The sequence below is a fragment of the Sphingomonas sp. FUKUSWIS1 genome, assembly GCF_000733135.1.
GTDB lineage: Bacteria > Pseudomonadota > Alphaproteobacteria > Sphingomonadales > Sphingomonadaceae > Sphingomonas > Sphingomonas aerolata.
Map to the genome: position 1 here is coordinate 1 of NZ_JPJC01000280.1, position 5,572 is coordinate 5,572.

Here is a 5,572-nt window from a genome sequence, read left to right on the forward strand (position 1 = left end):
CGCGGGACCAGCGGGCCCAGATGGCGGTGGGGAGGGTGAGGCCGCGGGTTTCCTCGCGGACGCCGAGTTCGCCCGCTTCGACCTTGCCGGGCAGGTCGGCGAAGACCTGGTTGAGCAGTTCGCCGATCGCGAGCGCGGACATGCGGACCGCGTAGACGGTCAGGAACAGGAAGCGCGAATTCTCGTCGAGCAGCTTGCGGCAGTCGGCGATGAGGCGGGGGAGATCCTCCTCGAGCCGCCAGACCTCGCCCTCGGGACCGCGGCCATATTTCGGCGGGTCGAGCAGGATGCCGTCATAGCGGCGGCCGCGACGAACCTCGCGCGCGACGAACTTGGCGGCGTCGTCGGTCATCCAGCGGATCGGCGCGTCGGCCATGCCCGACAGCCGCGCATTGGCCTTGGCCGCCTCGACCGATTTCTTCGACGCATCGACATGGACCATGCGGACGCCCTTGGTCGCCATCGCGAGCGTGCCGACGCCGGTATAGCCGAACAGGTTCATGCATTCCGGACTGTCGAGCCCGGCGACGCGCTCACGCATCCAGCTCCACACCGGCGCCATGTCGGGGAAGAAGCCGAGATGGCGGAAGGGGGTGGTCTGCGCGGTGTAGGACACCTCGTTCCATTTGAGCGTCCAGCCTTCGCGGGGCACGGGTTCCGAGAATTCCCAGCGGCCGCCGCCATCCTCGTCCGAGCCGGGGACGAACTCGCCCTGCGCCTTCCAGTCGGTCGAGGCGGGGGCCCACATCGCCTGCGGTTCGGGGCGGATGAAGCGGAAGCGGCCATAGCGTTCGAGCTTCTTGCCGTGCCCCGAATCGATCAGGCCGTAATCGGCCCAGGGTTCGCCGATGAGGGTGTCGAGCGTCTTCATGCCGACGGCTTTGCGCGGTCAGCGATGTATGCGGTGATCGCGTCGAAGGTCGCAGGCAGCGTGACGTAGCCCTCCTCGCGCTGGAACAGGTCGCCGACACGCGCGGGGAGCGACGGCCGGACGCCGGTCGCGCGCTCGACCGCGTCGCGGAACTTGGCGGGATGCGCGGTGGCGAGCGTGACGACGGGGGTGCCGGGCGGCACCTCGGTACGCAGCCCGGCGGCGAGGCCGATCGCGGTGTGCGGGTCGATCACCTGGCCGGCATGCTCATGCGCCCAGCGCATCGCGAGCGTCATGTCGTCGAGATCGACGCGGTCGCTCTGGAACAGCGCCGCCGCCCCCTGCGACTGCGCGTTGGTGAGCCGCATCGCGCCAGACGATTCGAAGCCTGCCATCTGTGCGGCGAGCGCCGAGCCGTCGCGGCCGCCGAGGTCGAACAGCAGGCGTTCGAAGTTCGAGCTGACCTGGATGTCCATCGACGGGGTCGGGGTCTGTTCGACGCCGGTCTTCGAATAGTCGCCGCTGCTGAGCGCGCGGTGGAGGATGTCGTTGACGTTGGTGGCGACGATCAGCCGCGCGACGGGAAGGCCCATGCGGGCGGCGACATAGCCCGCGAAGACGTCGCCGAAATTGCCCGTCGGCACGGAGAAGGCGACCGCGCGGTCGGGCGCGCCGAGGCGGACCGCGGCGTAGAAGAAGTACACGACCTGCGCCATCAGCCGGGCCCAGTTGATCGAGTTCACCGCCGACAGCGCGAACCGGTCGGAGAAGCCGGGGTCGTTGAACATCGCCTTCACGAGCGCCTGCGCGTCGTCAAAGCTGCCTTCGATCGCGATGTTGTAGACATTGGGGCTGAGCACCGTCGTCATCTGGCGGCGCTGCACGTCCGAGATGCGGCCGGCGGGGTGGAGCATGAAGATGTCGATGCCCTCGCGCCCCGCCACCGCGTCGATCGCGGCCGAGCCGGTGTCGCCGCTGGTCGCGCCGACGATCGTCAGGCGCTTGGTGGTGCCCGCGAGAAAGCGTTCGAAGAAGAGGCCGAGCAGCTGGAGCGCGACGTCCTTGAACGCGAGCGTCGGGCCGTGGAAGAGTTCGAGCAGCCACTGGTCATGGTCGAGCTGGACCAGCGGGACGACCGCGGCGTGCGAGAAGCGGCCATAGGCCTGGTCGCAGAGCGCCTTCAGCTCGTCGCGGGTCATCGCGTCGCCGACGAACGGCGCCATGACGGCGACCGCGGTGTCGACATAGGAGAGGCCGGCGAGCGCGGCGATCTCGTCGCGGGTCATCGTCGGCCATGTCTCGGGGAGGTAGAGGCCGCCATCGGATGCGAGACCGGCGAGCGTCGCCGCTTCGAAATCGAGGACGGGGGCCGAGCCGCGGGTGCTGATGTAACGCATGGCCAAGCCGGTTAGCGGGACGCAGCTTTCGACACAACCTTGCCGCGCCTGCCCAGTGCCAGGACATAAATGATCGCGGCGATGGCGGCGAAGAAGAACCACTGGCCGGCATAGGCGAGATGGTTGTTCGGGACCGCGTCGAGGTCGGGCTTGCCGTTGGGGGCGAGACCGGCGGGCGGCGTGTCGGCGACGAGCATCAGCCGCGCCGGGGTCGGGTCGAACAGCGAACCGATCAGCGAGCGGCCGTCGGGGGCGTGGGTGATATAGCCCGAGACCGCGCCGCCGGACCATTGGGGTTTGAGCTTCGGATCGCGCGTCGTGCCGAGCTGGACGATCATGCCGGGGCCCTCGGCGCCGGTGCGGCAGTCGGCGATGACGCGAAAGCCCGCCTTGCCCGCGCCGGCGAGGCGGATCGCGGTCGGCTCGAGGCAGACGCCCGTCGCGCGGCGGAACAGAAGCGTCTCGTCGGGGAGGCTCGGGAACGCCATCGGCGGACGCGCGGGGTTGGCGGCGAGCTGCGCGAGGAACGCCTCCTTTTTCGGGAGGCGGTCGAGCAATTGCCACAGGCCGAGCGCGATCATCGCCGCGACCGCGACCGCGACGAGCAGCGTCGGGAGGACGGGGAAACGTCGGGTGGTCGTCACGGCTGGCTGCGACCCTCGCGCGCGGCGTTGCGATATTCGGCGGACATGAGCGCACCCTTGGCGGCGCGGAGCGACAGGATGACGCCCGCGGCGGTGAACGGGATCCAGACCAGCATGTGCACCCAGAGCGGCGGGTGCAGCGTCAGCTCGAGCGTGATCGCGAGCGCGACGACGATCGCGCCGAGGATCAGCGTCAGGAACGCGGCGGGGCCGTCACCGACGTTGAACTTGCTGAAATCGAGGCCGCAATTGGAGCAGCGGTCGGCGAATTCGGCCCATCTGGCGAAGAGGGTGGGCTTGCCGCAGCGCGGGCACAGGCCCTTGAGCGCGACCTGGGCGATCGGGGGGGCTGAGGCGAGGGGGTAGGGGTCGGGGGTCATGCGCGGTCGCCTTGCCCGGTATGTCTCGCCGCGAGGGTTGGGAGCCAGGCTGGGCTCCCGCCTTCGCGGGAGAACAGGGTGAGAAGGGCGCGCGGTTCGCCAGATGCCACCTCCCCGGCGGAGGCCGGGGCCCAGTTGGGGGGCGTTGCTGACTGAGGGCAGCGCTTCGTTACCGCGGCCTTGCCAACTGGGCCCCGGCCTTCGCCGGGGTGGTAGGCAGGGAGGGGGTGGGCGTGAACGCTCAACCGCCGTGGACGGGGGCGCCCCAGCCGCCCCAGACATAGACGGTGACGAACAGGAACAGCCAGACGACGTCGACGAAATGCCAGTACCAGGCCGCGGCCTCGAAGCCGAAATGCTGGCGGGGGGTGAAGTCGCCCTTATAGGCGCGGACGAGGCAGACGATCAGGAAGATCGTGCCGATGAGGACGTGGAAGCCGTGGAACCCGGTCGCCATGAAGAACGCCGCGCCATAGTTGATCCCCTTGAACGGGAACGGCGCGTGCATGTACTCATAGGCCTGGATCGCGCTGAACAGCGCGCCGAGGATGACGGTCAGCCAGAGGCCCTTGAGCACGCCGTCGCGGTTGCCGACGCCGATCATGCCCCACAGCCCGGTCTTCTCGCCACCGCGCTGGTTGTGGATCAGCGCGTGGTGCGCCCAGGTGACGGTGGTGCCGGACGTCAGCAGGATCAGCGTGTTGAGCAGCGGAAGCTCGAACGGGTTGATGACGGTGAGGCCCTTGGGCGGCCACTGTGCGGCGACCGCAGCCGCACCTTCGGCGGCGCGTTCGACCTGGCCGTCGACGATGCTCATCGCGGTCGGGAAGAGCGAGAAGTCGAAGAACGCCCAGAACCAGCCGACGAAGAACATGACTTCGGAGGCGATGAACAGGATCATGCCATAGCGGAAGTGCAGCTGGACGACGGGGGTGTGATCGCCCGCGCGTGCCTCTGCAATGACCTGCGCCCACCAGCTGTAGAAGGTGAAGAGCAGCCCGGCGAGACCGATGAAGAAGATCCAGCCGCCGCCATTGGGCTTGTCGACATGGCCGCCATGCATCCACATGACGCCGCCGACCGCCATCACGAGTGCGGACATCGACCCGACCAGCGGCCAGACGCTGGGCGGCAGGATGTGATAATCGTGGTTCTTGGCGCCGGCCATGGTACTCCCCTATGTTCTTTACGACTGTCCTAGCTTGCGTTTTTCGCGGAATCCACCGGGTAAAACGTGTAGCTGAGCGTGATCGTCTGGATATCCGCCGCGTCGGGATCCTTCAGGATCTTCGGATCGACGAAGAAGATCACCGGCATCCGCGCGGTCTCGCCGGGTTTCAGCGTCTGCTCGGTGAAGCAGAAGCACTGGATCTTGGTGAAATATTTGCCGGCCTGCGCGGGCGTTACGTTGAACGTCGCGGTCCCGGTGATCGGCCGGTCCGAGGTGTTGGTCGCGGTGAAGAACGCCATGTCGCGCGCGCCGACCGCGATCGTGTCCGACGGGTTTTCGGGCGCGAACTTCCACGGCAGCTTCGGGTTCACATTGGCGTCGAAATCGACGCGAATCTGGCGATCGGTCCCGCCCGGCGCGACGAGCCCGCGCTGCGTCGTGCCGTTGAGGCCGGTGACCTGGCAGAACAGGCGGTAGAGCGGCACGCTGGCAAAGGCGAGCCCGGTCATGAAGCAGATGCCGAGCACCGCGAGCAGGGCGGTTCGCGTGGTGCGCTCGACCCGCATCAGTGCGGCATCCCCGCCTGGATCTTGGCGATCGAGATGGCGAAGACGAGGATGACGAACGCGCCGAGCAGCAGCGCCATCACCTTGGCCCGGCCCATCTGGCGGCGGCGGATCAGGTCTTCGCGGGTCTTGTCGTCATTCATGCCAGCCACCTATCGACGACGAGCGCGCCGAACATCGCAAAGAGATACAGGATCGAATATTTGAACAGCCGCCGCTCGGGCTTCATCGCGTCGTCGGTGCCGGTCGTGCGCGTCGCGACGACCACCACGAGCCAGGCGAAGATCCCCGTCAGGACAGTCGCGACGACGCCGTAGAAATTGCCGACCAGGCCGAGCGGCCAGGGGAGCACCGCGGCGAGCGCCATCGGGATGGTGTAGAGGCCGATCTGGGTCCGGGTGACGCGTTCGCCCGCGACGACGGGGAGCATCGGCACGCCCGCATTGGCGTAATCGGTCTTCACGAACAGCGCGAGCGCCCCAGCGATCGCCACGATCGGCAGCATCGCCGGATGAAGCTCCGCCAGCCCGAAATACAGCGCGA

Annotated in this window: 8 protein-coding genes; all 8 read right to left on the reverse strand. The window is 68.1% G+C overall.

Annotated elements, in window-relative coordinates; all coding sequences use genetic code 11:
• Positions 1-871 (reverse strand): class I SAM-dependent methyltransferase (locus tag sphsw_RS17750; RefSeq protein WP_031441780.1); only part of this gene is annotated, 871 nt, incomplete at its 3' end.
• On the reverse strand, positions 868-2,268 hold the full coding sequence (gene thrC, locus sphsw_RS17755; RefSeq protein ID WP_031441781.1) for a threonine synthase: 1,401 nt from the start codon (positions 2,266-2,268) through the stop codon (positions 868-870). The genes thrC and sphsw_RS17750, both read right to left, overlap by 4 nt.
• Before the next feature lie 11 nt (positions 2,269-2,279).
• Complete coding sequence (locus sphsw_RS17760; protein WP_031441782.1) at positions 2,280-2,912, reverse strand: SURF1 family cytochrome oxidase biogenesis protein; 633 nt, start codon at positions 2,910-2,912, stop codon at positions 2,280-2,282.
• Positions 2,909-3,292 carry a DUF983 domain-containing protein gene (locus sphsw_RS17765; protein ID WP_031441783.1) on the reverse strand — a complete coding sequence of 128 codons (384 nt, stop codon included), beginning with the start codon at positions 3,290-3,292 and terminating at the stop codon, positions 2,909-2,911. Before sphsw_RS17765 ends, sphsw_RS17760 begins: the two co-directional genes overlap by 4 nt.
• Positions 3,293-3,533: 241 nt before the next feature.
• Positions 3,534-4,460 (reverse strand): cytochrome c oxidase subunit 3, encoded by a 927-nt coding sequence (locus tag sphsw_RS17770; RefSeq protein WP_031441784.1) that lies wholly within the window; start codon positions 4,458-4,460, stop codon positions 3,534-3,536.
• Positions 4,461-4,489: 29 nt separating this feature from the next.
• On the reverse strand, positions 4,490-5,029 hold the full coding sequence (locus sphsw_RS17775) for a cytochrome c oxidase assembly protein (RefSeq protein WP_031441785.1): 540 nt from the start codon (positions 5,027-5,029) through the stop codon (positions 4,490-4,492).
• Entirely contained in the window at positions 5,029-5,172 is a 144-nt protein-coding gene (locus sphsw_RS20125) for a hypothetical protein (RefSeq protein WP_166746380.1), read from the reverse strand. Before sphsw_RS20125 ends, sphsw_RS17775 begins: the two co-directional genes overlap by 1 nt.
• Positions 5,169-5,572 (reverse strand): UbiA family prenyltransferase (locus sphsw_RS17780; RefSeq protein WP_031441786.1); only part of this gene is annotated, 404 nt, incomplete at its 5' end. The genes sphsw_RS17780 and sphsw_RS20125, both read right to left, overlap by 4 nt.